The following is a 25,948-nucleotide window of genomic DNA, read 5'->3' on the forward strand; positions in this document are numbered from 1 at the left end:
TGCGTACGATCGGCGGATGGATCCCGTCCGCCGCGCCCCCCTCGTCCGGCTCCTCGTACGGCTGCTCGCGCCGGCCTCGTGCCTGGCCCTGGCGGCGGTCGCCGGCTGCGCGGCGCCCGACGCCCCGTCCGACGGCGCCGCGGTGCGGCGGGCCGTGGCCGACTGGGCGGCGGCCCCGCCCGCGAAGCTCGCCGGGATCCCGCTGGAGGGCTGGTCCTACGAGGTCACCTCGGTCCGGCGGGACGGCGTACGGGCCTTCGCACGCGCCGAGCTGCGCTACCGCCTCGCCGGCTACGACACCGCCCCCGCCACCTCCGCCCGCGAGCTGGAACTGGCCCCGGGCGACGGCGGCGGCGCGGCCTGGCGGGTCACCGCCGACCGGCCCGCTCCGGGGGCGCCGGCACAGCTGTGGGACCAGGGGGAGGTGGCCGTCGTACGGGGTGCGCACGCCCTCGTCCTCGGCGTCGGGCAGAGCCCGCAGACCCTGTCCGCCGTCGCGGCCGAGGCCGACCGGGCGGTCCCCGCGGTGAACGCCGCCTGGCCGCGGCCGTGGGCGGGCCGGCTGGTCGTGGAGGTCCCCGCCTCCCTGGACGGTATGGCGGCGCTGCTGGGGCGGGCCGCCGACACCTACCGGGGCATGGGGGCCGTCACCACGGGCGCCACCGGCGGGGGACCGGCCCCGGCGGACCGCGTGGTGGTCAACCCGGAGGGGTACGCCGGGCTCTCGCAGGCGGGCCGGCAGATCGTCCTCACCCACGAGGCCACCCATGTGGCGACCCGGACCGCCACCTCCGCCCGCACACCGCAGTGGCTCTCCGAGGGGTTCGCGGACTGGGCGGCGTACCGGGGGAGCCCCCTGGGCCCCGCCGAGGCCGCGCCCGCCCTCGCCCGGTCCGTCCGGGGCGGCGAGTTCCCGGCGGCCCTCCCGGCGGACGCGGCCTTCACCTTCGGCGGGAACCCGGAGGCGATGGCCCGCGCCTACGAGGGCGCCTGGCTGGCCTGCCGGCTCATCGCCGCCCGCTGGGGCGACGCCGCCCTGGTCACCCTCTACGAACACGCCGCCCGCGAACCCCTGCCGGCCGCCCTGGAACAGACCCTGCACACGGACCTCCCCGCCCTGACCACGGACTGGCAGCGGTCACTGCGCGAGGATCTGGGGTAGGGCCCGCGCCCGGGCCTGTGCCCGCACCTGGCCCGGGCCCGCGGGCAGCGCCCGCGGACGGCCCGCGCCCGGGGCTGCGCTGGGCCGTCCCGGCCGTCCGGTACGTTGGCCGGGATGCACAAGACGCTGATCGTGACCAACGACTTCCCGCCCCGCCCCGGCGGTATCCAGGCATTCCTGCACAACATGGCGCTGCGGCTGGACCCCGACCGGGTCGTCGTCTACGCCTCCACCTGGAAGCGCAGCGCGGAGGGCCGCGAGGCCACCGCCGCGTTCGACGCCGAGCAGCCCTTCACCGTGGTGCGCGACCGCACCACCATGCTGCTGCCGACCCCGCGCGTGACCAGGCGGGCGGTGTCCCTGCTGCGTGAGCACGGCTGTGAGTCGGTGTGGTTCGGCGCGGCCGCCCCCCTGGGCCTGATGGGCCCGGCGCTGCGCAGGGCGGGTGCGCGGCGGATCGTCGCCACCACCCACGGGCACGAGGCGGGCTGGGCGCAGCTGCCGGCCGCGCGCCAGTTGCTGCGGCGGATCGGCGAGGGCACCGACACCCTGACCTACCTGGGCGAGTACACCCGCTCCCGGATCGCCTCGGCGCTCACGGAGCCGGCCGCCGCCCGCATGGTCCAACTGCCGCCCGGCGTCGACGAGAAGACCTTCCACCCCGGCTCCGGCGGCGACGCCGTCCGCGACCGGCTGGGGCTCAGCGACCGCCCGGTGGTGGTCTGCGTCTCGCGGCTGGTGCCGCGCAAGGGGCAGGACACCCTGATCGAGGCGATGCCGAGGATCCTGGCGCGGGTGCCGGACGCGGCGCTGCTGATCGTGGGCGGCGGCCCGTACGAGGCCGACCTGCGGGCGCTGGCCGAGGCGAAGGGCGTCGCCGGCTCCGTGGTGTTCACCGGCGCCGTCCCGTGGCCGGAGCTGCCGGCCCACTACGGGGCGGGGGACGTCTTCGCGATGCCCTGCCGGACCCGGCGGGGCGGGCTGGACGTGGAGGGCCTCGGCATCGTCTACCTGGAGGCTTCGGCGACCGGCCTCCCGGTGGTCGCGGGGGACTCCGGCGGGGCGCCGGACGCGGTGCTGCCGGGGGAGACCGGCTGGGTGGTCCCGGGCGGGGACCCGGCCGCGGCGGCGGACCGCATCGTCCCCCTCCTCCAGGACCCCGCCCTGCGCGCCCGGATGGGGGCGGCGGGCCGCGCCTGGGTCGAATCCCGCTGGCGCTGGGACCTCCTCGCGGAACGCCTGCGCGAACTGCTGTAGCGGGGACCGGGCTCCCGTGGAGCGGAAACGGCGGAAACGGCCGGAAACGGACCGCCGTGCGCACCGGCCGGTTACCGTCCAGCCATGACTGACTGTTCCTCAGATGCGTGGCGCTCCGCGTTATGGCCGGTTGGGCGGAATCCGCTCATGATGCCCGCATGACCCCCAACCTGACGCGCCGTCAACTCGGCCTCGCCGCCCTCCGTACCGCCGCCGCGCTGGGCCTGACCCGCATCGGCCTCGCCACCGCCACCGCCGCCGAGGCCCCGCCCGCCGCCCAGTACGCCCCCGCCGTGGTCGTCGGCTCCGGCTACGGGTCCGCCGTCGCCGCGCTCCGCCTCGGGCAGGCCGGCGTCCGTACCGTCGTCCTCGAAATGGGACGGCTGTGGGACACCCCCGGCCCCGACGGGAAGGTCTTCCCCGCCACCACCGCCCCCGACCAGCGCTCCATGTGGTTCCGCAACCGCACCGAGGCCCCGCTCGCCACCTTCCTCTGGCTGGACGTCGTCAACCGCGACATCAGCCCCTACCCCGGCGTCCTCGACCGGGTGAACTACGGCGACATGTCCGTCTACGTCGGCCGGGGCGTCGGCGGCGGGTCCCTCGTCAACGGCGGTATGGCCCCCACGCCGCGGCGCTCCTACTTCTCCGAGGTGCTGCCCCAGGTCGACGCCGAGGAGATGTACGGCACCTACTACCCCCGCGCCCGCGCCATGCTCGGCGTCAACGCCATCGACCCGGACTGGTTCGAGTCCACCGAGTGGTACCGCTTCGCCCGCACCTCCCGCAAGCACGCCCAGAACACCGGCCTGAAGACCACTTTCGTGCCCAACGTCTACGACTTCGGGTACATGCAGCGCGAGGCGGCCGGCACGGCCACGAAGTCCGCGCTCGCCGGAGAGGTCATCTACGGCAACAACCACGGCAAGAAGAGCGTCGACAAGACCTACCTCGCGGCCGCCCTCGGCACGGGCAACGTCACCATCGAGACCATGCAGCGCGTGACCGCCGTACGCCAGGATCCGGCCGGAGGGTACGTCCTCACCGTCACCACCAGCGACCTCACCGGCAGGACCACCCAGGTCCGCGAACTCGGCTGCGCCCAGCTCTTCCTCGGCGCCGGAAGCCTCGGCACCACCGAGATCCTGCTGCGCGCCCGTGAGACCGGCGCCCTGCCCGCGCTCAGCGAGCGGGTCGGACAGAACTGGGGCACCAACGGCAACATCATGACCGCCCGCGCCAACCACCTCTGGGACACCGTCGGCGCCCACCAGTCCACCATGCCCGCCCTGGGCATCGACGACTGGGACAACGCCGCCAACCCGGTCTTCGCGGAGATCGCCCCGCTCCCCATGGGCATCGAGCACTGGATCTCGATGTACCTGGCCATCACCAAGAACCCGGAGCGCGGGCACTTCACCTACGACGCCGCCACCGACTCGGCGCGGCTGCTGTGGACCCGCGACCAGAACACCCCGTCGGTGCAGGCGGCCAAGAACCTCTTCGACCGCATCAACCGCAAGAACGTCACCATGTACCGCTACGACCTGTTCGGAGAGAACAGGGCCTTCGCCGACAACTTCACCTACCACCCGCTGGGCGGCTGCGTCCTCGGCGAGGCCACGGACGGCTACGGCCGGGTCAAGGGCTACCGGGGGCTCTACGTCCTCGACGGATCGCTCGTCCCCGGCTCGCTCGGCGTCAACCCGTTCGTGACGATCACGGCCCTGGCCGAGCGGAACATGGAGCGGATCCTGGCCGAGGACCCGCGCTAGAGCCGCGCGCCGTCAGGAGGGCTCCGGCGCGGTCAGGAGCGGTACAGGGCCTCGATCTCGTCCGCGAAGTCCTTCGCGACCACGTTGCGCTTGAGCTTCAGCGAGGGCGTGATGTGGCCGGACTCCTCCGTGAACTGGGCGGGGAGGATGCGGAACTTGCGCACCGACTCCGCCTTGGAGACCGCCGCGTTGCCGTCGTCCACGGCCTTCTGGACGGCGGCCATCAGGTCCGCGTCCTCCCGCAGCTCCGCCGCCGTCGACCCGGCCGGCTTGCCGTTCTCCGCGGCCCAGCGGCCGAGGAACTCCTCGTCGATGGTGACCAGCGCCGCCACGAACGGCTTGCCGTCGCCGACCACCATGCACTCGGCGACCAGCGCGTGGGCGCGGATCCGGTCCTCGATCACGGCGGGGGCGACGTTCTTGCCGCCCGCCGTGACGATGATCTCCTTCTTCCGGCCGGTGATCCGCAGGTAGCCGTCCTCGTCGAGGGTGCCGACGTCACCGGTGTGGAACCAGCCGTCGGACATCGCCTCGGCGGTGGCCGCCTCGTTCTTCCAGTACTCCTTGAAGACGTGCTCGCCGTGCACCAGCACCTCGCCGTCGTCGGCGATGCGCAGCACCGAGCCCGGCAGCGGCTGGCCGACCGTGCCGATCTTCTGCTTGTCCCAGGGGAGGAAGGCCGTGGCCGCGCAGGTCTCCGTCAGGCCGTAGCCCTCCAGGACGGTGAAGCCGATACCGCGGAAGAAGTGGCCGAGCCGCTCGCCCAGCGGCGCGCCGCCGGAGATCGCGTACTCGCCGCGGCCGCCGAGGACGGCGTGCAGCTTGCTGTAGACCAGCTTGGTGAAGACCTTGTGCTTGAGCTTCAGGCCGAAGGAGGGGCCCGAGGGCAGGTCCAGCGCCCGGCTGTACGCGATCGCGGTGTCGGCGGCGGCGTCGAAGATCCGGCCCTTGCCGTCGGCCTGGGCCTTGGCACGGGCCGAGTTGTAGACCTTCTCGAAGACGCGCGGCACGCCGAGGATCAGCGTGGGGCGGAAGGACTGGAGCTCTTCGGTGAGGTTCTTGATGTCCGGTACGCAGCCCAGCCGGATCGGCGCCAGGACCGCGGCGACCTCCACCAGGCGGCCGAAGACGTGCGCGGCCGGGAGGAACAGCAGCACCGAGCACTCGCCGGTGCGGAACAGCGGCTTCAGCCGCTCCACGACGTTGCCGCACTCGGCGAAGAAGTTGCGGTGGGTCAGCACACAGCCCTTGGGGCGGCCGGTGGTGCCCGAGGTGTAGACGATGGTCGCCGGGTCGTCGGCGTTGGCCAGCGAGCTGCGGGTGTCCACGTCGGCGTCCGGGACGCCGGCCCCGGCGGCCTTCAGCGCGCCGAAGGCGTCCTGCTCGATCTCCCAGACCTCGCGCAGCTCCGGCAGCCGGTCGCGCAGGGCCTCCACGTTCGCGCGGTGGGCCGGGCTCTCCACGATGGCCGCGACGGCGCCGGAGTCCGAGAGGATCCACTGGATCTGCTCCGGGGAGCTGGTCTCGTACACCGGGACGGTGACGGCGCCCGCGCTCCAGATCGCGAAGTCGAACAGGACCCACTCGTAGCGGGTGCGGGAGATCAGCGCGACCCGGTCGCCGGGCTGGATGCCCGCGGCGATCAGGCCCTTGGCGGCCGCCCGCACCTCGGCGAGGAACTCCGTAGCGGTCACATCCAGCCACTGGCCGCCGGCCTTGCGGCTCATGACGGCGGTGTCTGGGTGCTGGGCGGCGTTGCGGCGGATGAGATCCGTCAGGTTCCCGTCCGACGGGACCTCGTACAGGGCCGGAAGGCTGAACTCGCGCAAGACTGCTGCTCCTCTGGGCGCCATCGCCACCGTGTGGACCGACCGGACGTTACCCACCGGTAGTGGGTTCCCGATAGAGGGAACCGGCCAGATGTTCCGTGCGTCACATTCTGGACTTCGCCGTGCATCGCAAACGCCTCCACAGCGCAGCCGAGCGTAGTCGACCGGCTTCAGGACCCGGAAGTAACCGCAGGTCCGGCCGCCTGCGAGCCCCCCTCTACCCGCTGGGCCGCACCGCCCCTAGGGTGGCGGCATGGGTGCCAGCAGCAGGCGTACACGGGTCCACGTCATCAGCGACGTCCACGGCAACACCGAGGCCCTCGCCCGGGCCGGAGAGGGCGCCGACGCCCTCCTGTGCCTCGGTGACCTGGTCCTCTTCCTCGACTACGCCGACCACTCGCGCGGGATCTTCCCGGACCTCTTCGGCGTGGAGAACGCCCACCGGATCGTCGAGCTGCGCACCGCCCGCCGCTTCGCCGAAGCGCGGGAATTCGGCCGCCGGCTCTGGGGCGACCTGGACAGGGAAGCGCTGATCGAGCAGGCCGTCCGCCGCCAGTACGCGCGGATGTTCGCGGCCTTCCCCACGCCGACGTACGCCACCTACGGCAACGTCGACATGCCCGCCCTGTGGCCCGAGTACGCCGGCCCCGGCACCACCGTCCTCGACGGGCAGCGGGTGGAGATCGGCGGCCGCGTCTTCGGCTTCGTCGGCGGCGGGCTGCCCTCGCCGATGCGGACCCCGTACGAGGTGGAAGAGGAGGAGTACGCGGCGAAGGTCGAGGCGCTCGGCGAGGTCGACGTGCTGTGCTCCCACATCCCGCCGGAGGTCCCCGAGCTCTGCTACGACACCGTCGCCCGCCGCTTCGAGCGGGGCAGCGCCGCCCTGCTGGCCGCGATCCGCCGCACCAGGCCGCGCTACGCCCTCTTCGGACACGTCCACCAGCCGATGGCACGGCGCATGCGGATCGGCGGCACGGAGTGCGTGAACGTGGGCCACTTCGCGGCGACGGGCCGCCCCTGGGCCCTGGAGTGGTGACGGGACGTCCGGGGAGCGGGGTCCCGGACGGCCGGGGCCCCCGCGCGCGATAGCCTTCACCCCTGCCGAACACCCTGCCCCAGCTCCCGCTGGGCGGTACCCCACGGAGGAGCGCCCGCGATGGCGGAACACACCAGCTCTAGCATCACGATCGAGGCCGCCCCGGCCGAGGTCATGGCCGTGATCGCCGACTTCGCCCGCTACCCCGAGTGGACCGGCGAGGTGAAGGAGGCCGAGGTGCTGTCCACCGACGCCGAGGGCCGCGCCGAGAAGGTACGGCTGCTGCTGGACGCGGGCGCGATCAAGGACGACCACACGCTGTCCTACAGCTGGAAGGGCCAGGACGAGGTCAGCTGGACCCTCCACAAGTCCCAGATGCTCCGCCAGCTGGACGGCTCCTACCGCCTGGCCCCCCTGGACGGCGGCCGCCGCACCGAGGTCACCTACCAGCTGACGGTCGACGTCAAGATCCCGATGCTGGGCATGATCAAGCGCAAGGCGGAGAAGGTCATCATCGACCGCGCCCTGGCGGGCCTGAAGAAGCGCGTGGAGTCCACGGCCTGAGCCTTGGCCAACGCCATGGCCTGAGCCTTTCCGGCTTGGGCCGGGCCCCCTGGGCCGGGGACAGGGGGGTGGGCGGCGTAGCGTGCGGGGGAAGATGATCTACGACCCGGAGCACCGTATGCCGCACACCCTGCTCGTCACCGGCCCCGGCGGGTCGGGCCGGACCACCGTCGCCGCCGCCACCGCCCTCGCCGCGGCCCGCGCCGGCCGGAGCGTGCTCCTGCTGTGCGCCGAGGACCCGTGGGCCGGCGCCCCGACCCCCGACGGGCTCCGCCTCGCCCGCATCGACTCAGGCGAGGAGTTCCGCACCGAGCTCGCCGCCCTCCAGGAACGCGGCGCCACCCTCCTCGGGATGCTCGGCGGCAGCCCCCTGCGCGCCGAGGAACTCACCGAGCTCCCCGGCGCCGAGCAGTTCGCCCTCCTGCGCGGCCTGCGCCGCGCCGCCACCGCACCCGGCACCGACCTCGTCGTCGTGGACCTCCCCCCGCTGCACCAGGCCCTGACCACCCTCGCCCTCCCCGCCCAGCTGCGCCGCTACCTCGCCCGCCTGCTGCCCGCCGAACGCCAGGCGGCCCGCGCCCTGCGCCCCGTACTCGCCCAGCTCGCCGGGGTCCCGATGCCCGCCCAGTGGCTCTACGAGACCGCCGCCCGCTGGGACGAGGAGCTCGCCGCCGTCCAGGCCGTCATCGAGGCCCCCGCCACCCGCGTCCGCCTCGTCGCCGAACCCGGACCGGCCGCCGACGCCGCCCTGCGCACCGGCCGGCTCGGCCTCGCCCTGTACGGGCTGCCCGTCCACGACCTCGTGGCCAACCGGCTCGTCCCCCAGGACCGCGCCGACCCCTGGCTGGCCGGGCTCGCCGCCCAGCAGGGCGAGCACCTCGCGCGGTGGCGGCGGGAGCTCACCGTGGTCCCGCTCCCGCACCTCGGCCGCGACCCCGGGGAGCCCGGGGAGCTCGCCTCCGCCGAGGGTCTCGACCCCGCCCCCGCACCGCAGGGGCACCCCGGCTGGCCCGTCGAGGACCGGCTCGCCGAGGACGGGGTGCTCGTCTGGGCCGTCCCCCTGCCGGGCGCCCGCAAGTCCGAGCTCGACCTGATCCGGCGCGGCGACGAGCTCCTCCTCGCGGCGGGCCCGTACCGCAGGACCGTTTCCCTCCCCTCCGCCCTGCGCCGCTGTACCGTCTCCGGCGCCGCCCTCACCGACGGGGTGCTCCGCATCCGCTTCACTCCCGACCCGCAGCTGTGGCCCCGGGCGCGCTGAGCCGCGTACCCCCGTTCGGGTACCGTCGGAAGTAGCCCCTATCGCAGCCGCCGCAGGAGAGTCCGCCATGAGCGAGGCCACCGACCGCCCCACCGACGCCGACGCCGACGCCTGGGCGAGGGCCTGCGCCGAGGACCTCGCCGCCGAACAGGAGCGGCGCCGGGCCGCCGGGCGCGAGAAGGCCCCCGGCGGCGCCACGGGCACCGCCGCCGAGGAGCTCTTCAAGCTCTTCGAGGCCGTCGCCGACAAGGTCTCCGCGCTCAACAACCCGGAGTTCGCCGCCGCCGCCCAGGACGCCGTACGCCAGGTCGTCCACCAGGCCAAAACCGCCGCCAAGCCCGTCATCGAGCGCAACCCGGAGGTCTTCGGCCACCTCGCCGCCGCCGGGTCGGAGCTGCTCGCCGCCTACCGCTCGGCCGTCGAAGGCCACGAACGCCGCTGGACGCGCACCGACCCCCCGGCCCCCGGCCCCGCCCGGAACGAGGACGACGGACAGGACGACGGACCCGACGAGGGCCCGGCCCAGCGGATCGATCTCGACTGAGACTCCGTCCGCCTCGGGTACGGTTGGCCGTGGCGGGGCTTGACCGGAAACCGAGGGACTAATGGGACTCACCATCGGCGTCGACATCGGCGGCACCAAGATCGCGGCCGGCGTGGTCGACGAAGAGGGCACCATCCTTGAGACGTACAAGGTGCCCACCCCGCCGACCGCGGACGGCGTGACGGAGGCGATCTGCGCCGCCGTCTCCGAGGTCAGCAGCAACCACGCCATCGAGGCCGTCGGCATCGGCGCCGCCGGATACGTGGACGACAAGCGCGCCACCGTCCTCTTCGCGCCGAACATCAACTGGCGCCACGAGCCGCTCAAGGACAAGGTCGAGCAGCGCATCGGCCTCCCCGTCGTCGTCGAGAACGACGCCAACTGCGCCGCCTGGGGCGAGTACCGCTTCGGCGCCGGCCAGGGCCACGAGGACGTCATCTGCATCACCCTCGGCACCGGCCTGGGCGGCGGCATCATCATCGGCAACAAGCTCCGGCGCGGCCGCTTCGGCGTCGCCGCCGAGTTCGGGCACATCCGGGTCGTCCCCGACGGCCTGCTGTGCGGCTGCGGCAGCCAGGGCTGCTGGGAGCAGTACGCCTCCGGCCGCGCCCTCGTCCGCTACGCCAAGCAGCGCGCCAACGCCACCCCCGAGAACGCGACCGTCCTGCTGGGCCTGGGCGACGGCACCCCCGGGGGCATCGAGGGCAAGCACATCAGCCAGGCCGCCCGCCAGGGCGACCCGGTGGCCGTCGACTCCTTCCGCGAACTGGCCCGCTGGGCCGGCGCGGGCCTGGCCGACCTCGCCTCCCTCTTCGACCCCTCGGCGTTCATCGTCGGCGGCGGGGTCTCCGACGAGGGCGACCTCGTCCTCGACCCGATCCGCAAGTCCTTCAAGCGCTGGCTGATCGGCGGCGCCTGGCGGCCGCACGCCCAGGTGCTCGCCGCGCAGCTCGGCGGCAAGGCCGGGCTGGTGGGCGCGGCCGACCTGGCCCGCCAGGGCTGAACCCCGCTCGGACACCTCTGGAGCCGCCCGCCGCGCCCCCTGTGGGAGCGGCGGGCGGCTGCGTATCTTGCGGTCATGGTGCCCGACACGCTGCCCACGCCCCAGCCGCTGCCCGACGCCGGCGCGGCGCCCGACGCGCTGCCCCGCTCCCACACCGAGCCCGACGGCTCCGCCGTGATCCGGGTCCTCAGCTACAACGTGCGCTCGCTGCGCGACGACGAGGAGGCGCTGGCCCGGGTGATCCGGGCCTGTGCCCCGGACCTCGTCCTCGTCCAGGAGGCCCCCCGGTTCTTCCGCTGGCGCAAGCACGCCGCCCGGCTGGCGTCCAAGACCGACCTGGTGGTCCTCGGCGGGGGAGCGACGGCGGCGGGACCGCTGCTCCTGTGCTCGCTACGGGCCTTCGTGGAACGTACGGAGGACGTCCTGCTCCCCCTCACCCCCGGCCTGCACCGCCGCGGCTTCGCCACGGCGGTCGTCCGCTTCGGCGCGGCCAGGGTGGGCGTGATCAGCGCCCACCTGTCGCTGGACCCGACGGAACGGGCCGCCCAGGCCGAGCTCCTCGTGGAACGGGCCGGGGCACTGGAGGCCCCGCACGTCATCGTCGCCGCCGACGTCAACGAGCCCCCACCGGGCCCCGCCTTCACCCACCTCGCCCACGCCTTCCAGGACTGCCGCACGACGGCCCCCTGGGGCGGCGAACCCACCTTCCCCTCGTCCTCCCCGACGCGCCGCATCGACGCGATCTTCACCACCCGTTCCGTCGAAGTCCTCGCCTGCGGCGTCCCCACGGCCCTCCCCGCCCCAGACCTCCGAGCGGCCACGGACCACCTCCCGGTCCTGGCGGCCCTACGGCTGCGGGCTACCAGCCCATGACGGCCGCCGGACGCCGAGCGGAGAGAAGCGCGTAGCGGTCCGGCGCGTACGGAGAAGGGGAGGCGGGTGGGCGGACACCGGGCGCGACCCACCCCTCGCGGGGCAGACAGCCGGCCCCCGCCTCCCTACACCACCGCCCCGCGCCCCGGGTCGTCGCCGTCGTCGGGGTCGGAGGACATGCGGGCCACCAGGGTGGCGAAGCCGCCCAGGAAGCCGCCGATGCCCAGGGTGGTGAGCCACCAGGTCATGTCCCACTGGAGCAGGACCGCCACGAGCAGCAGGACCGGGCCGCCGACCACCGCGAGCCAGGCGAACTTCGCCGTCGTGTCCGCCGGCGGGAGCTCCGGGGGTTCCGGGGGGACGAAGTGGCCCTCGTCGGACGCTTCCGCCGCCGGGTCCTCGTCCTCCGGCCCGGCCGGCGCGTGGTCGCGGGGGCCCAGGCCGACACCCGGGGCGAACACCACCGAGCTGCCCAGCGCCGCCGTCGGGGCGGCGGCCGGGGGCTCCGGCTGGACGTCCTCCTCCGGCAGCATCAGGTTCTCGATCGGCCGGAACGGACGCGAGCCCGGCGGGTCCGGCGGTTCCTGCCCGTACCCGGCGACGATCGCGGCCCACGCCGCTTCCTCGTCCAGCGGGGGCACCTCCCCGGAGGACTCCTCGTGCTCAGCCACCGCTGGCCGCCCCCTCCCTGCCGACGCTCTTCGCGAGCCGCCCGACGAACGCATAGCTGTCCGCGAAGATCCGCTCCGCGTCATGGTCCAACGTCGCGACGTGGTAACTCTGTTCCAGCAGGGTCTCCGTGACGTCCGTCGACGACACCCGCGCCAGGATCCGCTCGGAGTCCACCGGCGGGACCACGTGGTCCTGGGGGCTGTGGAGCAGCAGCAGCGGCTGCGTGACCTGCGGCAGCTCGGAGTCCACGAGCCGGAAGAACCTGCGCAGCGAGTCCGCGGCCTTCATCGGGACCCGGTCGTAGCCGGTCTCCACCGAGCCCGGCTTGGCGATGTCGCTGGCGATCCCGGGCCGGGAGCGGATGAGGTGCTTGACCACCGGAAGGGCGAAGGCCAGGGGGTCGTGCACCTTGTTGGCCGGGTTGACGAGGACGATGCCGCTGATGGCGTCCCCGTGCTTGGCGGCCAGCCGCAGCGTCAGGGCGCCGCCCATCGAGAGCCCGAACACGAACACCTGGGAGCACCGCTCCCGCAGCTCGCGCAGCGCCCGGTCCACCTCGGCGTACCAGTCCTGCCAGCCGGTGAGCTGCATGTCCTGCCAGCGCGTGCCGTGCCCCGGCAGCAGCGGCAGCGAGACCGTCAGTCCGCGCCCGGCCAGGTAGTCGGCCCAGGGGCGCAGCGACTGGGGGGAACCGGTGAAGCCGTGGCAGAGGAGCACGCCCACCTCTCCGCCCTCGTGGCGGAACGGCTCTGCTCCAGGGAGGACGGGCACCACAGTCTCCTTGAGGGGTGAGGACCTGACGGCGACGCGTGTGGCGTACGGGTACGGGTACACGTGGGTGCGTCGCGCTGTGTGACTTCACCGTACGCGACCGGGATGACACCGACCAGGGTCGTCGGGAGCTCTCGGTGGAGCCACGGGTTATGGTCTGATCGACAGACACAGGAAGGCTTTCGAGTTGATCTACGGCGCTATGAAGTTCTCCATCGGCGGGTCGCTGAAGCTCGCCTTCAGGCCGTGGGTGGAGGGCCTGGAGAACATTCCCGCGGAGGGGCCGGCGATCCTCGCGAGCAACCACCTGTCCTTCTCCGACTCCTTCTTCCTCCCGGCCGTGCTGGACCGGAAGGTGACCTTCATCGCAAAGGCGGAGTACTTCACCTCCCCCGGGGTCAAGGGCAAGCTCACCGCGGCCTTCTTCAAGGGCGTCGGCCAGCTCCCCGTGGACCGCTCCGGCGCGCGCGGTGCGGGTGAGGCCGCCATCAAGAGCGGCATCGAGGTCATCGAGCGGGGAGAGCTGTTCGGTATCTACCCCGAGGGGACCCGTTCACCCGACGGCCGCCTCTACCGGGGCAAGCCCGGCGGTCTGGCCCGGGTGGCGCTGGCCACGGGCGCCCCGGTGATCCCGGTGGCGATGATCGACACCGAGAAGATCCAGCCGCCCGGCAAGGTGGTCCCCAAGCTGATGCGCCCCGGCATCCGGATCGGCAAGCCGCTGGACTTCAGCCGCTACCAGGGCATGGACGGGGACCGCTTCATCCTGCGCTCGGTGACCGACGAGGTCATGTACGAGATCATGAAGCTCTCCGGCCAGGAGTACGTCGACATCTACGCGACGGCCGCCAAGCGCCAGATCGCGGACGCGGAGAAGGCCGCGAAGGAAGCGGCCAAGGCCGACAAGGCCGACAAGGCCGAGTAAGGAGCAGGACCGAGCAAGGCCGCCGTCCGCGCGGCGGGGGTGGGGGAGATGGCGGCGAAGCGCGAGCGCGTCGTACGGATGTCGGTCGAGCAGCCGCTGTGGCGGGCGCTGACCGCCTACCGGCTGCTCACCATGGTCTACGCCGTCCTGCTGTTCGCCTCCGCGTACCGGGACTTCGTCCGCCCCGGCGTCGCGGCCGGCTACCTCGCCGTCCTCGTCGTCTGGACGTCGGCCACCCACCGCCGGGTCTCCGGTGCGGCGCGCTGCACCAGGGGTTTCCTCGCAGGCGACCTCACCGTCGCCCTGGCCGGGATCGCCCTCACCCCGCTCGCCGACGCCCACGCCCGCATCCAGGCGGGCGGCCCGACCCTCCCCAGCATCTGGACGGCGGGCTCGGTCCTCGCCTTCGCCCTCAAGGGCGGCTGGCGGTGGGCCGGTATCGCCTCGACCTTCGTGGCCGTCGCCAACATCGCCATCCACGGCGGCGACCCGACCCGCGACACCCTGCACAACGTCCTGCTGGTCTGGGTCGCCTCCATAGCGCTGGGCTACGTCGTCGAGGTCGCCCGGGCCAGTGAGGCGACCCTCGCCCGCGCCCTGGAGATCGAGGCCGCCACCCGCGAGCGCGAACGCCTCGCCCGCGACATCCACGACGGGGTCCTCCAGGTCCTGGCCATGGTCCAGCGGCGCGGCACCGAGCTGGGCGGCGAGGCCGCCGAGCTGGGCCGGATGGCCGGGGAGCAGGAGGTGGCGCTGCGCACCCTGGTCTCCAGCGGGCTGGTCCGCCCCTCGCGGGTCTCGCACGACGAGTCGCTCGGCGCGCTGGTGGACACGTACGAGGTGGAGGAGCCGGGCGCCGACGAGGGCGAGGTGGACCTGCGCTCCCTGCTCGCCCCGCACGCCGGCTCCCGGGTGAGCTTCGCGGAGCCGGGCACCGCGGTGCCGCTGCCGGTGCCCGCCGCGCGGGAGCTGGCCGCAGCGGTGGGGGCCGCCCTGGACAACGTGCGCAAGCACGCCGGGGAGGGGGCCCGCGCCTGGATCCTCGTGGAGGACTGGGGCGACGAGGTGATCGTGACCGTACGGGACGACGGCCCCGGCATCCCGGCCGGCCGGCTCGACCAGGCGGAGGGCGAGGGGCGGATGGGGGTGGCCCTGTCCATCCGGGGCCGGCTGCGCGACCTCGGCGGCAGCGCCGAGCTGGTGTCCGTCCCCGGGCAGGGCACCGAAGTGGAACTGAAAGTACCGAGGGGGAGGACCCAGTGAACGAGGACCCGAACGAGCTGCACGACATCACGGTGATGGTCGTGGACGACCATCCGATGTGGCGGGACGCGGTCGCCCGAGACCTGGCCGCCGCCGGCTTCGACGTCGTCGCCACCGCCGGGGACGGACCGGAGGCGGTACGCCGCGCCCGCGCCGTCACCCCGAGGGTGCTGGTCCTCGACCTCAACCTGCCCGGGATGCCCGGGGTCCAGGTCTGCAAGGAGCTGGTCGGCGCCGATCCCGCGCTGCGCGTGCTGGTGCTGTCGGCGAGCGGGGAGCACGCGGACGTGCTGGAGGCGGTGAAGTCCGGGGCGACGGGCTACCTGCTGAAGTCCGCCGGGGCCCAGGAGCTGATCGACGCGGTCCGCCGCACCGCCGTCGGGGACCCGGTGTTCACCCCGGGGCTGGCCGGGCTGGTCCTCGGCGAGTACCGGCGCCTGGCCACCGACCCGGCGCCGGCCGCCGCCGACGAGCCGAAGGCCCCCCAGCTGACCGACCGGGAGACCGAGGTGCTGCGGCTGGTGGCCAAGGGGCTGTCGTACAAGCAGATCGCGGAGCGGCTGGTCATCTCGCACCGCACGGTGCAGAACCACGTCCAGAACACCCTCGGCAAACTCCAGCTGCACAACCGGGTGGAGCTCGTCAGGTACGCGATAGAACGCGGGCTCGACGAGGTGTAAATCCTCCTTCTTCCCCGTACGAGTGAACACGCGTACGCAACGCCCCGTAATTCCACCGGAATTGCGCACACCGACCGATCCCCTGTGACCTGGGTCACCACTAGCGTGGCCGTCATGGCGAAGGGAGATTCCATGAAGGTCGGAGTGCTCACGGGCGGCGGCGACTGCCCCGGGCTCAACGCGGTGATCAGGGGCGTCGTCCGCAAGGGCGTCCAGGAGTACGGGTACGGGTTCGTCGGGTTCAAGGACGGCTGGCGGGGCCCGGTCGAGGGGGACGCCGTCCCGCTGGACATCCCCGCCGTCCGCGGGATCCTGCCCCGCGGCGGCACCATCCTCGGCTCCTCGCGCACCAACCCCTTCAAGACCGACAACGGGGTGCGCGCCATCAAGGAGAACCTCGCCAAGGCCGAGATCGACGCGCTCATCGCGATCGGCGGCGAGGACACCCTGGGCGTGGCCGCCCGGCTGTACGAGGAGTACGGCATCCCCTGCGTGGGCGTGCCCAAGACCATCGACAACGACCTGTCGGCCACCGACTACACCTTCGGCTTCGACACCGCCGTCGGCATCGCCACCGAGGCCATCGACCGGCTGCACACCACCGCCGAGTCCCACATGCGGGTGCTGGTCGTCGAGGTCATGGGCCGGCACGCCGGGTGGATCGCCCTGCACTCGGGCCTCGCGGGCGGGGCCAACGTCATCCTCATCCCCGAGCAGCGCTTCGACGTGGACCAGGTCTGCGCCTGGGTGACCTCCCGCTTCAGGGCGAGCTACGCGCCGATCGTGGTGGTGGCGGAGGGGGCCATGCCCAAGGACGGCGACCTCGTGCTCAAGGACGCCGTCTCCCGGGACTCCTTCGGCCACGTCCGGCTGTCGGGCGTGGGGGAGTGGCTGGCCAAGGAGATCGAGACGCGGACCGGCAAGGAGGCCCGTACGACCGTCCTCGGACACATCCAGCGCGGCGGCACCCCCAGCGCCTTCGACCGCTGGCTGGCCACCCGCTTCGGGCTGCACGCGATCGACGCGGTGCGCGACGGGGACTTCGGGAAGATGGTCGCGCTCAAGGGGACGGACATCGTCCGCGTCCCGATCGCCGAGGCGACGGCGAAGCTGAAGACGGTGGACCCGAAGCTGTACACGGAGGCCGGGGTCTTCTTCGGCTGAGCCACCGCCGAGAACACCCTGGTCCCGGGCCCGGCCCGAGGTTCGCCCCCGCGCCTCGAACGCCGCGGAGCCACAGACAGCCCCGCCGGCGTTCGAGGCGCGGGGCCAGGGGCCGAGCCCGTGGGAACGGGCGAAGGGCGGGTGGGGGACCGGCCCCGCAGGGCAGCCCCCGGCCCCGTCCCGCTACCCCCGCCGCCCCGCCGGGGTCAGAACCCGGACGAGGTCGGACACGAGCTGCGCGCCGCGCAACGTCAGGACCGACTCCGGATGGAACTGCACGCCCGCGAAGCCGCGCGCCGCGCAGCGCAGGGCGTGCACCTCCCCGGTGCGGGGGTCGCGGGAGACCTCGACCCCGTGCGCGGCCAGCTCCGCCTCCGCCTCCGCGTCACAGGCGGCGGTGTAGGTGTTGTAGAAGCCGACCACCTCGGGCCTGCCGAAGAGGTCGATCCGCACCTGCGCCCCCTGCGCCGGCTCCGCCTTGCGGACCAGCGGCAGGCCGAGCTCCGCCGCCAGCAGCTCGTGCCCCAGGCAGACCCCGAGGAGGCCGCCCCGGTGCGAGGCGAGCAGTTCGCCCGCCAGCCCGCGCAGCATCCGCATCTTCGGGTCCGCCCCGTCGGCCGGGTCGCCCGGGCCGGGGCCCAGCACGACCGGGCCGTCCCAGGCCAGTGCCGTCTCCCGCAGCCCCGGGGCGTCGTAGCGGCGTACCGTCACCGCCAGGCCGGCCGCCCGCAGCACGTGCGCGAGCATCGCGGTGAACGTGTCCTCGCCGTCCACCACCAGCGCGTGTCCGCCCGCCGCGGGCAGGCGCTCCTGCATCCGCAGCCAGAACGGGGCGAGGTCCGCCCGCCGCGCGGCCAGCGCCGCCCGCACCCGGGGGTCGTCCGCCAGCCGGACCGCCCCGGCGGAGGCCGGCCGGGGCGGGGCCTGCCGTACGCCGAGGGCGGTCAGGACCCCGGCGGCCTTGGCGTGGGTCTCCGCGACCTCCCCGTGCGGGTCGGAGTGGCGCACCAGGGTGGCCCCGACCGGCACCCGCAGCGTCCCGTCCGGGGCGATGTCGGCGGTGCGGATCAGGATGGGGGAGTCCAGGGTCTGGGCGCCGGAGGCGTCCAGACCGAGCAGCGCCAGGGCGCCCGCGTAGTAGCCGCGGCCCCCGTGCTCGTACCGTTCGATGACGCGGCAGGCGTTCTGCACCGGCGAGCCCGTCACCGTCGCCGCGAACATGGTCTCCCGCAGCACCTCCCGTACGTCCAGGGAGGAACGGCCGCGCAGTTCGTACTCGGTGTGCGTGAGGTGGGCCATCTCCTTCAGCCGGGGGCCGACGACGGTCCCGCCCATGTCGCCGACCGTGCACATCATCTTCAGTTCCTCGTCGACCACCATCGACAGCTCCTCGGTCTCCTTGCGGTCGCCGAGGAAGGCGAGGAGCGACTCGGCGGTCGGGCCGCCCGGGGGGTGGCGGTAGGTGCCGCTGATGGGGTTCATGACGACCGTGCCGCCGGCCATCCGGACGTGGACCTCGGGGCTGGCCCCGACCAGGGTGCGGTCCGGGGTGTGGACCACGTACGTCCAGTACGCGCCCCGCTCGCCCTCCAGCAGCCGCCGGAACAGGGCCAGGGCGTCGGCCCGGCCGAAGCCGCCGATCCGGCCCCGGTACGTGCGCCGGATCACGAAGTTCGCGCCCTCGCCCCGGCCGATCTCGTCGCGGATCACCCGCTCGACGGTGGCCGCGTACTCCTCGTCACCGACGTCGAAGCCCCCGCCCTCCACCCGTACCGGGTGGTCCGGGAGCGCGGCCAGTGCCTGCGCGAGCGGGATCTCGTACGCCTCCTCGGCGGCCAGCACGCTCAGCGGGGTGCCGTCGTCGCGTACGTCGAACCCGCGCTCGCGGATCTGGCGGAACGGCACCAGGGCCAGGGTGGGCAGCGCGCGGACGGGCAGCTCCGCCAGGCGCGCGGCCTCGTGGACCGGGCCCAGCAGCACCTCGACGGTGTCGTGGTCCCGGCCGGGGGTGCGCCGGCGCAGCAGCGCGAAGGGCGGGGCGGCGTCGTCGAGGAGCCGGGTGAGGGAGAAGTCGCACTGGGGCATGGGGCGGACGTCCTTCCGGTGGGGTGTCGGGAGGAGGGACGGCCGGCGCCTGCCTGCGTACGCGGAAGGCCGCCCCTCGGGGCGGCCTTCGGTTCGCTCGTGTCAGTGGGTACGCGCGAGGAGTGGGCCGCCGGGAGCGGACCACCACCAGTTCTGGACGGAGAGCGCGTACATGGGAGGCACCTTAGCCCACACCACCCCGGAATCGCCGCTTTCCCGATTTCCCCCCGGCGGGGCCTTGCATTCGGCCGGTCCGGGCCCCGTGGACCTTGGAACGCGACCGTCTCACCAGGTGGGCGTCCGGCCGGACACCCGGGCCGACGCCGTAATGTGTACGAGGTGACCGTGAACGCTGAAAACCACGCCCTCGCCGCAAAGGCGACCTGGCGAGACCTTCCCGCGGCGCAGCAGCCTTCGTACCCCGATGCCGAGGCCCTGCGCGCTGTCGTCGCGGACCTCGAGTCGTATCCTCCGCTCGTCTTCGCGGGCGAGTGCGACCAGCTGCGCGCCCGCCTGGGAGCCGTCGCCAAGGGCGAGGCGTTCCTGCTGCAGGGCGGCGACTGCGCCGAGGCTTTCGACGCCGTATCCGCCGACCACATCCGTGCCAAGCTGAAGACGCTGCTCCAGATGAGCGCCGTCCTGACGTACGCGGCCTCGGTGCCCGTCGTCAAGGTCGGCCGGATCGCGGGCCAGTACTCCAAGCCCCGCTCCAAGGACACCGAGACCCGCGACGGCGTGACCCTGCCGACCTACCGCGGTGACTCCGTCAACGGCTTCGCCTTCACCGAAGAGGCCCGGATCCCGGACCCCGAGCGGCTGAAGCGGATGTACCACGCGTCCGCGTCGACGCTGAACCTGGTGCGCGCCTTCACCACCGGCGGTTACGCCGACCTGCGCCAGGTGCACGCCTGGAACCAGGACTTCGTGAAGTCCTCCCCGTCCGGGCAGCGCTACGAGCAGCTCGCGCGGGAGATCGACAACGCGCTGAACTTCATGAAGGCGTGCGGCACCGACCCGGCCGAGTTCAAGGCGGTGGAGTTCTACTCCTCGCACGAGGCCCTGCTGCTGGACTACGAGGGCGCCCTCACCCGTACGGACTCCCGTACCGGCAAGCTGTACGACACCTCCGGCCACATGGTCTGGATCGGTGAGCGCACCCGCCAGCTGGACCACGCGCACATCGAGTTCTGCTCGCAGATCGCCAACCCGGTCGGCATCAAGCTCGGCCCGACCACCACGGTGGACGAGGCGCTGACGTACATCGACCGCCTGGACCCCCAGCGCGAGCCGGGCCGGCTGACCTTCGTCGTCCGCATGGGCGCCGACAAGGTCCGCGACAAGCTCCCCGAGCTGGTCGAGAAGGTCACCGCCTCCGGTGCGACCGTCGCCTGGGTCACCGACCCGATGCACGGCAACACCTTCGAGGCGGCCTCCGGCCACAAGACGCGCCGTTTCGACGACGTCCTGGACGAGGTCAAGGGCTTCTTCGAGGTCCACAAGGCGCTGGGCACCCACCCGGGCGGCATCCACGTCGAGCTCACCGGTGACGACGTCACCGAGTGCGTGGGCGGCGGCGACGAGATCTTCGTCGACGACCTGCACCAGCGCTACGAGACGGCCTGCGACCCGCGTCTCAACCGCAGCCAGTCCCTGGACCTGGCGTTCCTGGTGGCGGAGATGTACCGCGACCAGTGAGCTCGCTGAGCTCTGAGCGAGGACGGGGCGCGGATCGATGTGATCCGCGCCCCATCCTCGTCTCCAGGTCTTTTAGGGCACCCTAACTTTAGGTACGGTTAGGTAAGCCTCACCGCACCGGGGTGGCTGCAAGGACCATTCCGCTCAGGGAGGTGAACCGCGTGTACGTCTGCTCTTGCTTCGGGATCACCGACAAGCAGGTCAAGGAACACGCGGCCGCCGGGGCCTGTACCCCGCGCCAGATCGCCTCCGCCACCAAGGCCGGCACCGACTGCGGCTCCTGCGTGCGGACCATCCAGGGCCTCCTGGGCCGGGGCGCGTGCCCGCGCCGCGAGCTGCTGGAGAAGGGTGAGGCGGCGGCCGTCCTCACCGCCGGCCCGGCGCCGCTGCTGGCGGAAGCCGCCTGAGCCGCCCGAGACCTCAGCTGGGCTGTTCGATCAGCTGGGCGAGGTAGAGCGGCTCGCCCAGGGAGTCGATGAGCTCCAGCTGCGTGTCGAGGTAGTCGATGTGGTGCTCCTCGTCCTCCAGGATCTCCTCGAAGAGGCGGGCGGAGGTGATGTCGCCCTTCGCGCGCATGACCTCGATACCGCGCTTGAGGCGGTCGATGGCCTCCACCTCCACCTGCCGGTCCGCCTGGAACATCTCCGTGACCGTCTGTCCGACGCGCACGTGGAAGAGGCGCTGGTAATTGGGCAGACCGTCGAGCATGAGGATGCGCTCGGTGAGTTTGTCCGCGTGCTTCATCTCGTCGATGGACTCTTCACGCGTGTACTTGGCGAGCTTCGTCCAGCCCTTGTTGTCCTGGATGCGGTAGTGCAGCCAGTACTGGTTGATGGCCGTGAGCTCGCCGGTCAGCTGCTCGTTCAGGAACTCGAGGACCTCGGGGTCGCCCTGCATCGCAGAGGCTCCTTCCAGGCAATGTCAGCATGGTGATCGGGTAGTGCGCGCATCTTCGCACCGCCGTACAGGGCAGTCCAGTAAGTGCCTCCTTAGTGGGAGTTACCAGGACTTGCCCGTTTCGGTTCGTACCTGGTCGTGACCACCCCGCCACGTCTGTCACCATGGAGGCATGGGTCAGCCGGAAAGCCGGGAATCTCCGGGAGCAGAGCAGCTGGAGCTGCCTCCCGGGCAGCGGTTGCAGCGGGGCTGGCCCGTCACCCACTACGGTCCCGTGCCCAAGTTCAAGCCGGACCGCTGGGAGTTCCGCGTCTTCGGCGCGACGGCCGACGGTGAGAAGCACTGCTGGAACCACGAGGAGTTCACGGCGCTGCCGTTCAACTCGGTGGTGGCGGACCTGCACTGCGTCACCAAGTTCAGCATGCAGGGTGCCGAATGGGGCGGGGTGCTCGCCCGGGACGTCCTCGCCCTGGCCCCTCCGGCCCCGCAGGTCACGCACGTGATGGTGTGGGCCGAGTACGGCTTCAGCTCCAACCTGAGACTGGCGGACTTCGCCTCCGACCGGACCGTCTTCGCCACCCACATGGGTGGCGAACCGCTGACGGCCGAACACGGCTTCCCGCTGCGCCTGGTGGTCCCGCACCTGTACGCCTGGAAGGGCCCCAAGTGGGTCCGGGGCATCGAGTACATGACGGCCGACCGCCGGGGCTTCTGGGAGGAGCGCGGCTACCACAACATCGGCGACCCCTGGCGCGAGCAGCGCTACTCGTACCAGGAGGGGCCGGGCGACGGTCCGGAGCTCTGACGCTGCCGCCGGGGGCTCAGTGGTGGTACTGGTGGACGACGGCGTGGCCCTTGCCGCGGCCGATCATCCACTTGTTGACCGGGGTGGTCAGCACGAAGGCGAGCGCCAGCGAGATCGCCAGGGTGATCCAGAACAGCGCCTCCGAGAGGTGGGCGTCCATGGCCCCGGGCCAGACGGCGATGACGCCGTTGTCGATCAGCTCCATCACGGCGATCGACAGGGTGTCCGCGGCGAGCGCCACCCGGACGGCCGAACGGAAGTCCACGCCGGCGGAGAGGATGCCGCGCAGGGTGAGGGCGTAGCCGAAGAAGAACGCGAGGACGATCGCCAGGATCATCGTCGGGAGATTCCCCCAGCCCAGGGCGGTGCCGACGATCATGCCGAGCACCTCGCCGATGGCGCAGCCGGTGAGGCAGTGCAGGGTGGCCTGGGCGGCCATGCCCCAGCTGACGGGGCCGTGGGCGTGGTGGCCGTGGCCCGCGTGCCCCGCGTGCCCCGCGTGCTGCTCGTGGCCGGCGTGCTGCTCGTGCCCGGCGTGCTGCTCGTGGCCCTGGTCTCCGTGGTGCTGGTGGTGTTCGTGGTGTTCGTGTGCCTGTTCCATGACGACCCCCTGACGGTCCGGCGGAACGCCGGGTGACGGTTCCGCCGACTGGTGGAACCGTATACCCCCCAGGGGTATTCCCTCAAGGATTTTCGCGGGTGTCAGTGCAGGTCGCGGAGCTCCTTCAGCAGGGCCACGTCCGCCGCGTGCCCCTCCTTGCCGCCCGGCGTCTCGATGACCAGCGGTACCCCGTCCGTCTCCGGGTGCGAGAACAGCCCGGCGAAGCCCTCGCGGCCGATGTGGCCCTGGCCGATGTTGGCGTGCCGGTCCTTGTGGGCGCCGACGCCCTCCTTGGAGTCGTTGGCGTGGATCAGCTTCAGCCGGCCCGCGCCCACCGTGTCCACCAGCAGGTCCAGCGTCTGCTTGGTGCCGCCCGGCTCCGCCAGGTCGTGGCCGGCCGCGAAGATGTGGCAGGTGTCCAGGCAGATGCCGAGCTTCTCGTGGTGGTCGAGGGCCTCGAAGTACGGGCCGAAGTCCCAGGTCCGCGAGCACAGCGAGGAACCCTGGCCGGCCGTGGACTCCAGGAGCAGGAACGGGTCGTCCTCGTGCGTCAGCTCGTCCAGCAGCGGCAGCATGTGCTCCCTGACCTGGGCGTACGCCGCCTCGCGCGGCCGGCCCCCGGTCGCCGAGCCGGTGTGCACGACCACCCCGAGTGCGCCGATCGCCCGGGCCCGGCGCAGCGAGTGCCGCAGGGACTCCACGGACCTCTCGACGGTCGCCTCGGTGTGGGAGCCGAAGTTGATCAGGTACGGGGCGTGCACGTACGCCGGGATCGACTCCTCGGCGCACCGGGTGCGGAACAGCTCGTCCTGTGCCGGGTTCCCGGTCGGGGTGGCCCAGCCGCGCGGATTGGCCACGAAGACCTGGACGGCCTCGGCCCCCATCTCACGGGCGTAGGCCAGGCCGACGGAGGCGAGCCCGCCGGCGACGGGCACGTGCCCGCCCACGGGATTGCGAAGCAACGCGGTTCAGAGCCCCTTGGTCTTGATGGTGATCTGGCTGCCCTCGGGGGCGCTCTGCCCGGCGGGTACCGACTGGGTGTCCACCGTGCTGCTGAAGGACAGGAAGGGGCGGTCCACCTTCACCTTGAAGCCCAGCGCCTCCAGGCTCTTGCGGGCCGCCTCCACGTCCTGGCCGGTCACGTTCGGGACCTGGACCGGCCGGGGGCCCTTGGAGAGGGTCAGCGTGACGGTGTCCCCGGCGGCCGCCTGGGCGCCCGCGGCGAGCGACTGGGCCGCGACCGTACCGGCGGGGGCGGGGGAGTTGACCTGGTCGGGGGCCGTGGCCACCTTCAGGCCGAGGGCCTCCAGCGCGGCGCGCGCCTGGTCGGCGCTCTGCCCGGTGACGGCGGGGACCGGCACCGGACGGCCCTTGCTGACCTGGAGGGCGACGGCGGTGTCGGGGGAGCGCTTCTGGCCGCCGGCCGGGTCGGTGGAGATCACCGAGCCCTGGGCCACGTCCTCGCTGAACGCCTGGGTGACGACGCCGGGGGCCAGGCCCGCCTTCGTCAGCTCGGCCTTGGCGTCCTCCAGCGGGCGGCCCTTGAGGTCGGGCACGCTGACCAGCTCGGGGCCGCGGGAGACGGTGAGGGTCACCGCGCCGTTGCCCTTGATCCGCTTGCCGCCGGCCGGGTCGGAGTTCATGACCGTCCCGCGGTCGAAGGCTTCGCTGAACTTCCGGTCGACCTTCTTGACGCCGAGACCGGCGGCGGAGAGCTCGGCCCGGGCCTGCTCCTCGGTCTTGCCGAGGAGGTTGGGAACCTTGGTGAACTGGCCCGAGTTGATGTACCAGAGGCCGGTGCCGACGCCCAGGGCGAGCAGGACGGCGGCGACGACCAGGACTATGCCCCGGCGCGGCCCGCGTCCCCGCTGGGGTGCCGGCGCCGCTGCCGGGGGCGCGAGCGGACGCTCCAGGCGTGAGGTGTGGTGCAGACCGGGCTCCTGCGCCTGCGCCGCCACCGGGCGCGGGATCACGCTGGTGCGGTCCTCGGCGGCGGACCGCTCGGCGGCCCGCGCCTGCGGCGGTACGGCGTCCAGCTCGGCCTCGCCGGCCAGGGCCCGCGCCTCGCGGGTCAGGGCCAGCAGGGCGGCGGCGTCGGCGGGGCGCAGCGCGGGGGTGCGCGCGGTGGCCTGGGCGACGAGTTCGTCCAGGGCGGCGGGCAGCCCCGGGACGGCGGCCGAAGGGGCCGGGACGTCCTCGTTGAGGTGCTGGAAGAGCACCTGGGCGGGGGTGCCGCCGGTGTGCGGCTTGGCGCCGGTGAGCATCTCGTACAGCACGACGCCGCAGGCGTAGACGTCCACGCGGGCGTCGTAGACCCCGTCCTCGATCTGCTCGGGGGCGAGGTAGGAGACCGTGCCGAGGACGGAGCCGGTGGTGTGGGTGGCGGCGTCCACGGAGCGGACGAGGCCGAAGTCGGCGACCTTGACCCGGCCGTCGTCGCCGATCAGGACGTTCTCGGGCTTGATGTCCCGGTGGACGAAACCGGCGCGGTGGGCCGCGGCGAGCGCCGCGAGGACCGGTTCGAGGATGTCGAGCGCGGCCCGCGGCTGGAGCGCGCCGCGCTCGCGCAGCACGTCGCGCAGGGTGCAGCCGGAGACGTACTCCATGGCCAGGTAGGTGTAGGGGCCGTCGGTGCCCTGGTCGAAGACGGCGACCACGTTGGGGTGGGCGAGCCGCGCCACCGACTTCGCCTCGCGGATGAAGCGGTCCACGAAGACGGCGTCGGCGGCCAGGGCCGGGTGCATGATCTTGAGCGCGAGGACGCGGTCGAGGCGGGTGTCGAGCGCCCGGTAGACCGTCGCCATGCCGCCTGCGGCGATACGGGCGTCGACGCGGTAGCGGCCGTCGAGCACGCGCCCGACGAGGGGGTCATCCAGGGTCGTATCCACCCGCCGATTCTACGAGGCCCCCTCCGCCCCCCGGCCGGCCCGCCCGGCGTTGCAGCGCAGCCGTGACATGCACGGGCGGAGGGGCGGGGTGCGGGGATCGCGGTTCGGGCCCGCCATCGCCCCCTCGAGGGGCCGGGGGCGGGCCGGTGGCTGCCCACCCGCCTCCCCGGGTGCGGGCGGGCGGGTTGGGAGCGGGATCCC

24 protein-coding genes are annotated in these 25,948 nt (G+C 73.1%); 16 read left to right on the top strand and 8 right to left on the bottom strand.

Annotated features, from left to right (window positions below; translation table 11 throughout):
• The first annotated feature begins 16 nt into the window (after positions 1-16).
• The 3 genes from ABZ716_RS04355 (at position 17) to ABZ716_RS04365 (ending at position 4,194) form a co-directional block, all read left to right on the top strand.
• Positions 17-1,162, top strand: a complete 1,146-nt coding sequence (locus ABZ716_RS04355; RefSeq protein WP_358956368.1) for a hypothetical protein — start codon at positions 17-19, stop codon at positions 1,160-1,162.
• Positions 1,163-1,276: 114 nt separating this feature from the next.
• Entirely contained in the window at positions 1,277-2,419 is a 1,143-nt protein-coding gene (locus ABZ716_RS04360) for a glycosyltransferase family 4 protein (protein ID WP_358811557.1), read from the top strand.
• 158 nt (positions 2,420-2,577) lie between these two features.
• A complete protein-coding gene (locus ABZ716_RS04365) occupies positions 2,578-4,194 on the top strand; it encodes a GMC oxidoreductase (protein ID WP_358956370.1) in 1,617 nt (538 codons plus the stop codon).
• A gap of 32 nt (positions 4,195-4,226) precedes the next feature.
• On the opposite strand, the gene ABZ716_RS04370 is transcribed toward ABZ716_RS04365, so the two are convergent.
• On the bottom strand, positions 4,227-6,023 hold the full coding sequence (locus tag ABZ716_RS04370) for an AMP-dependent synthetase/ligase (protein WP_358956373.1): 1,797 nt from the start codon (positions 6,021-6,023) through the stop codon (positions 4,227-4,229).
• 253 nt (positions 6,024-6,276) lie between these two features.
• Here ABZ716_RS04370 and ABZ716_RS04375 point away from each other — a divergent pair, with 253 nt between their 5' ends.
• From ABZ716_RS04375 to ABZ716_RS04400, 6 genes are all read left to right on the top strand, one after another.
• Complete coding sequence (locus ABZ716_RS04375; protein ID WP_358956375.1) at positions 6,277-7,059, top strand: metallophosphoesterase; 783 nt, start codon at positions 6,277-6,279, stop codon at positions 7,057-7,059.
• Positions 7,060-7,179: 120 nt separating this feature from the next.
• Positions 7,180-7,623, top strand: coding sequence for an SRPBCC family protein (locus ABZ716_RS04380; protein WP_351881124.1), 444 nt, complete (start codon positions 7,180-7,182; stop codon positions 7,621-7,623).
• Positions 7,624-7,717: 94 nt separating this feature from the next.
• Positions 7,718-8,881 (top strand): ArsA-related P-loop ATPase, encoded by a 1,164-nt coding sequence (locus ABZ716_RS04385; protein WP_358956378.1) that lies wholly within the window; start codon positions 7,718-7,720, stop codon positions 8,879-8,881.
• A gap of 67 nt (positions 8,882-8,948) precedes the next feature.
• Positions 8,949-9,425, top strand: coding sequence for a DUF5304 domain-containing protein (locus tag ABZ716_RS04390; protein ID WP_358956380.1), 477 nt, complete (start codon positions 8,949-8,951; stop codon positions 9,423-9,425).
• A gap of 61 nt (positions 9,426-9,486) precedes the next feature.
• Positions 9,487-10,428: an ROK family glucokinase gene (locus ABZ716_RS04395; RefSeq protein WP_351881115.1), complete on the top strand. Its 942-nt coding sequence runs from the start codon at positions 9,487-9,489 to the stop codon at positions 10,426-10,428.
• A gap of 75 nt (positions 10,429-10,503) precedes the next feature.
• Positions 10,504-11,301, top strand: a complete 798-nt coding sequence (locus ABZ716_RS04400) for an endonuclease/exonuclease/phosphatase family protein (protein WP_358811563.1) — start codon at positions 10,504-10,506, stop codon at positions 11,299-11,301.
• A 125-nt stretch (positions 11,302-11,426) separates the two neighbouring features.
• On the opposite strand, the gene ABZ716_RS04405 is transcribed toward ABZ716_RS04400, so the two are convergent.
• A complete protein-coding gene (locus tag ABZ716_RS04405; RefSeq protein ID WP_358811564.1) occupies positions 11,427-11,972 on the bottom strand; it encodes a hypothetical protein in 546 nt (181 codons plus the stop codon).
• Positions 11,965-12,744 carry an alpha/beta fold hydrolase gene (locus ABZ716_RS04410; RefSeq protein ID WP_358956382.1) on the bottom strand — a complete coding sequence of 260 codons (780 nt, stop codon included), beginning with the start codon at positions 12,742-12,744 and terminating at the stop codon, positions 11,965-11,967. The genes ABZ716_RS04405 and ABZ716_RS04410 overlap by 8 nt, the downstream gene beginning before the upstream one ends.
• A 202-nt stretch (positions 12,745-12,946) precedes the next feature.
• Here ABZ716_RS04410 and ABZ716_RS04415 point away from each other — a divergent pair, with 202 nt between their 5' ends.
• From ABZ716_RS04415 to ABZ716_RS04430, 4 genes are all read left to right on the top strand, one after another.
• Complete coding sequence (locus tag ABZ716_RS04415; protein WP_355965857.1) at positions 12,947-13,669, top strand: lysophospholipid acyltransferase family protein; 723 nt, start codon at positions 12,947-12,949, stop codon at positions 13,667-13,669.
• 48 nt (positions 13,670-13,717) lie between these two features.
• Positions 13,718-14,932, top strand: a complete 1,215-nt coding sequence (locus ABZ716_RS04420; protein WP_358956385.1) for a DUF5931 domain-containing protein — start codon at positions 13,718-13,720, stop codon at positions 14,930-14,932.
• 35 nt (positions 14,933-14,967) lie between these two features.
• Positions 14,968-15,612, top strand: a complete 645-nt coding sequence (locus tag ABZ716_RS04425; protein ID WP_351881574.1) for a response regulator transcription factor — start codon at positions 14,968-14,970, stop codon at positions 15,610-15,612.
• Between the two features lie 132 nt (positions 15,613-15,744).
• The gene (locus tag ABZ716_RS04430; protein ID WP_351881572.1) at positions 15,745-16,776 is read left to right on the top strand and encodes a 6-phosphofructokinase; all 1,032 of its coding nucleotides are present in this window, start codon (positions 15,745-15,747) and stop codon (positions 16,774-16,776) included.
• A 183-nt stretch (positions 16,777-16,959) separates the two neighbouring features.
• On the opposite strand, the gene ABZ716_RS04435 is transcribed toward ABZ716_RS04430, so the two are convergent.
• Positions 16,960-18,861 (bottom strand): anthranilate synthase family protein, encoded by a 1,902-nt coding sequence (locus ABZ716_RS04435; protein ID WP_358956387.1) that lies wholly within the window; start codon positions 18,859-18,861, stop codon positions 16,960-16,962.
• A 339-nt stretch (positions 18,862-19,200) separates the two neighbouring features.
• Between ABZ716_RS04435 and ABZ716_RS04440 the strand changes: the two genes are divergently transcribed.
• Both ABZ716_RS04440 and ABZ716_RS04445 read left to right on the top strand, forming a co-directional pair.
• The gene (locus ABZ716_RS04440) at positions 19,201-20,556 is read left to right on the top strand and encodes a class II 3-deoxy-7-phosphoheptulonate synthase (RefSeq protein ID WP_351881097.1); all 1,356 of its coding nucleotides are present in this window, start codon (positions 19,201-19,203) and stop codon (positions 20,554-20,556) included.
• Between the two features lie 152 nt (positions 20,557-20,708).
• On the top strand, positions 20,709-20,963 hold the full coding sequence (locus tag ABZ716_RS04445; protein WP_351881094.1) for a (2Fe-2S)-binding protein: 255 nt from the start codon (positions 20,709-20,711) through the stop codon (positions 20,961-20,963).
• A gap of 13 nt (positions 20,964-20,976) precedes the next feature.
• On the opposite strand, the gene bfr is transcribed toward ABZ716_RS04445, so the two are convergent.
• Positions 20,977-21,453, bottom strand: a complete 477-nt coding sequence (bfr, locus tag ABZ716_RS04450) for a bacterioferritin (RefSeq protein WP_351881091.1) — start codon at positions 21,451-21,453, stop codon at positions 20,977-20,979.
• Between the two features lie 172 nt (positions 21,454-21,625).
• Between bfr and ABZ716_RS04455 the strand changes: the two genes are divergently transcribed.
• Positions 21,626-22,258: a sulfite oxidase-like oxidoreductase gene (locus tag ABZ716_RS04455; protein ID WP_351881088.1), complete on the top strand. Its 633-nt coding sequence runs from the start codon at positions 21,626-21,628 to the stop codon at positions 22,256-22,258.
• A gap of 16 nt (positions 22,259-22,274) precedes the next feature.
• On the opposite strand, the gene ABZ716_RS04460 is transcribed toward ABZ716_RS04455, so the two are convergent.
• The 3 genes from ABZ716_RS04460 to pknB form a co-directional block, all read right to left on the bottom strand.
• Positions 22,275-22,859: a DUF4396 domain-containing protein gene (locus ABZ716_RS04460; RefSeq protein ID WP_358956390.1), complete on the bottom strand. Its 585-nt coding sequence runs from the start codon at positions 22,857-22,859 to the stop codon at positions 22,275-22,277.
• A gap of 101 nt (positions 22,860-22,960) precedes the next feature.
• Complete coding sequence (locus ABZ716_RS04465) at positions 22,961-23,821, bottom strand: deoxyribonuclease IV (protein WP_358956392.1); 861 nt, start codon at positions 23,819-23,821, stop codon at positions 22,961-22,963.
• Between the two features lie 6 nt (positions 23,822-23,827).
• A complete protein-coding gene (gene pknB, locus ABZ716_RS04470; protein WP_358956394.1) occupies positions 23,828-25,747 on the bottom strand; it encodes a Stk1 family PASTA domain-containing Ser/Thr kinase in 1,920 nt (639 codons plus the stop codon).
• Positions 25,748-25,948: the final 201 nt, after the last annotated feature.

It is taken from the genome of Streptomyces sp. NPDC006687, assembly GCF_040636215.1.
Classification (GTDB): domain Bacteria; phylum Actinomycetota; class Actinomycetes; order Streptomycetales; family Streptomycetaceae; genus Streptomyces.

Bases quoted from the DNA above. Each gene is read 5' to 3' on its own strand.
- ABZ716_RS04375 (WP_358956375.1), top strand. From the start codon at position 6,277: ATGGGTGCCAGCAGCAGGCGTACACGGGTCCACGTCATCAGCGACGTC.
- ABZ716_RS04395 (WP_351881115.1), top strand. From the start codon at position 9,487: ATGGGACTCACCATCGGCGTCGACATCGGCGGCACCAAGATCGCGGCC.
- ABZ716_RS04365 (WP_358956370.1), top strand. From the start codon at position 2,578: ATGACCCCCAACCTGACGCGCCGTCAACTCGGCCTCGCCGCCCTCCGT.
- ABZ716_RS04380 (WP_351881124.1), top strand. From the start codon at position 7,180: ATGGCGGAACACACCAGCTCTAGCATCACGATCGAGGCCGCCCCGGCC.
- ABZ716_RS04360 (WP_358811557.1), top strand. From the start codon at position 1,277: ATGCACAAGACGCTGATCGTGACCAACGACTTCCCGCCCCGCCCCGGC.
- bfr (WP_351881091.1), bottom strand. From the start codon at position 21,453: ATGCAGGGCGACCCCGAGGTCCTCGAGTTCCTGAACGAGCAGCTGACC.
- ABZ716_RS04400 (WP_358811563.1), top strand. From the start codon at position 10,504: ATGGTGCCCGACACGCTGCCCACGCCCCAGCCGCTGCCCGACGCCGGC.
- ABZ716_RS04425 (WP_351881574.1), top strand. From the start codon at position 14,968: ATGGTCGTGGACGACCATCCGATGTGGCGGGACGCGGTCGCCCGAGAC.
- ABZ716_RS04430 (WP_351881572.1), top strand. From the start codon at position 15,745: ATGAAGGTCGGAGTGCTCACGGGCGGCGGCGACTGCCCCGGGCTCAAC.
- ABZ716_RS04460 (WP_358956390.1), bottom strand. From the start codon at position 22,859: ATGGAACAGGCACACGAACACCACGAACACCACCAGCACCACGGAGAC.
- ABZ716_RS04390 (WP_358956380.1), top strand. From the start codon at position 8,949: ATGAGCGAGGCCACCGACCGCCCCACCGACGCCGACGCCGACGCCTGG.
- ABZ716_RS04355 (WP_358956368.1), top strand. From the start codon at position 17: ATGGATCCCGTCCGCCGCGCCCCCCTCGTCCGGCTCCTCGTACGGCTG.
- ABZ716_RS04455 (WP_351881088.1), top strand. From the start codon at position 21,626: ATGGGTCAGCCGGAAAGCCGGGAATCTCCGGGAGCAGAGCAGCTGGAG.
- ABZ716_RS04385 (WP_358956378.1), top strand. From the start codon at position 7,718: ATGATCTACGACCCGGAGCACCGTATGCCGCACACCCTGCTCGTCACC.
- ABZ716_RS04415 (WP_355965857.1), top strand. From the start codon at position 12,947: ATGAAGTTCTCCATCGGCGGGTCGCTGAAGCTCGCCTTCAGGCCGTGG.
- ABZ716_RS04420 (WP_358956385.1), top strand. From the start codon at position 13,718: ATGGCGGCGAAGCGCGAGCGCGTCGTACGGATGTCGGTCGAGCAGCCG.
- ABZ716_RS04435 (WP_358956387.1), bottom strand. From the start codon at position 18,861: ATGCCCCAGTGCGACTTCTCCCTCACCCGGCTCCTCGACGACGCCGCC.